This is a genomic window from Enterococcus durans NBRC 100479 = LMG 10746 (genome assembly GCF_001544215.1).
GTDB classification, from domain to species: Bacteria; Bacillota; Bacilli; order Lactobacillales; family Enterococcaceae; genus Enterococcus_B; species Enterococcus_B durans.
Genome location: NZ_BCQB01000107.1, coordinates 1 through 1,742, shown reverse-complemented (window position 1 = coordinate 1,742; position 1,742 = coordinate 1). Strand labels below are relative to the sequence as shown.

Here is a 1,742-nt window from a genome sequence, read left to right as displayed (position 1 = left end):
CCTGAAAAAGATGCGGTATTCATGGCTGGAAGCCCAGGAGCAGGTAAAACAGAGGTTGCACTAGGTTTATCTGAAAATTATGACAACCATTTCGTGATTGATGCAGACTATTTTAGAACACAATTTCCAGAATATAATGGAAAGAATTCTAGCATTTTTCAAAAAGCCTCTTCTTGGTTAGTTGAACAATCATTAAAGTACGTACTGGAACATGGTTATTCTTTCATACTGGATGCAACTTTTGCTATCCTTAGTGCAGAGAAAAATATTATTCGAGCGCTAAAAAACGGCTTTCGTGTTACGATTTTTTATGTTTACCAAGATCCTAAAGTTGCCTGGAATTTCACACGAAAACGTGAATTAGCTGAGGGGTGTCATGTACCAAAAGAAACGTTTATCAATGCTTTTTTTAAATCAAGGAAAAATATTGGAAAAGTTAAAGAAAGACACCCTGAAGTAGTCCTTCACATAATGATTAAGGATTATCAAAACAACATTTCTGAGGTACATTATGCAGCAGATAATATTCAATTAGTACTACCAATACAATATACTTCAAAAGAGTTGGAGGAGGAATTATGTGACTGAGAAAGAACAAGTAAAACAAATTGTGAAAAAGTATAATAAAAGTATTGCTGATTTATCAGAAAACGCCTCAGCGAAAGAATTTAAAACAGTAATGAAGTACGTAGCAGATGAGGCAAATCGTAAGCAGCGGAAATTAGTGGGATTGGATAAATAAATTTTTAAACCATATCCTTGAAAAGTTGTTTTTTATTTTAATGTACTAAGACTATTAAATATATGATTATTGTAACTTAAAAAGGTCGAGATCAAAGTCGTTTAGGTTTGAGAAATTGGAGAGAAAAACGAACAATATGTTTTTTGTAATGCTTGTTTTTTGAAATTTCCGAAAAGACTGACTTTTGGACTCCGTTTATTCGGAAGTAGAGTCTGTAGCAAAACTGATTTTTAGATTTGTCCCACTTTTTTTATGTAGGTCTACTTTACTATTATAAAAGAAACTAGCTACTTCATCAAAATTTCTAAACCATTAAATATGTAGTACTTACTAAATTATCCGTCGTAAAATTTTATAATTGAATCATCCATTGTTTTACCTAAGTTGTTATAAGTAATATTACATAAGGAGACTACGTTTTTTTAGTTTATTTTGCTCTGATATACCACCTATGAAGAATACGCTAAGATAAGAATAGTAAAAATTAGCATAGATGAGGTATAATAATGATGTTTTTATATATTATAGATAACTTGAACATAAAATGATTTTTTTTCGATTTCCAAGTTATCTGATGCCAATTATATTGATATCATTAGGAGCTGCATTGCTATGAATCCAACATTGATTACTAAGAAAGAATTACTAAAAGAATTAGATATTTCTACCGGTGTATTAGCTGATTTAATTAGAAATGGCATGCCAAGAGAGAGAGAAATGTTTAATCTTGATAAAATTATTGTCTGGCGAGAAAATTGGTCTAAAAACATATTAGGTGAAATAGAAGTCGGTAGAGTATATACTAACAAAGAAATTTCAGAGAAGTTTAAATGTTCTCGACAGGGTGGAATGAGAAGATCTCATCAAACTAATACTCTTGTATTGTTTAGTGATCAAACAGGAAGTAATGTTTATAAAGATAAGTGGTTAAATGGTGTTTTACAATATACAGGTATGGGGCTAAAAGGGGATCAAGTATTGGATAGGAATCAAAATAAAG

Annotated in this window: 3 protein-coding genes; all 3 read left to right on the top strand. The window is 30.8% G+C overall.

Translation table 11 applies throughout. The features are described 5' to 3' along the window. On the top strand, nt 1–588 hold a 588-nt coding region (locus tag ED2_RS14455; RefSeq protein ID WP_060789928.1), incomplete at its 5' end, for a zeta toxin family protein. Beyond that, nucleotides 581–742 carry a hypothetical protein gene (locus ED2_RS15790; protein ID WP_016176474.1) on the top strand — a complete coding sequence of 54 codons (162 nt, stop codon included), beginning with the start codon at nt 581–583 and terminating at the stop codon, nt 740–742. The genes ED2_RS14455 and ED2_RS15790, both read left to right, overlap by 8 nt. Before the next feature lie 612 nt (nt 743–1,354). Further along, nucleotides 1,355–1,742 (top strand): SRA domain-containing endonuclease (locus tag ED2_RS14450; RefSeq protein ID WP_500861383.1); only part of this gene is annotated, 388 nt, incomplete at its 3' end.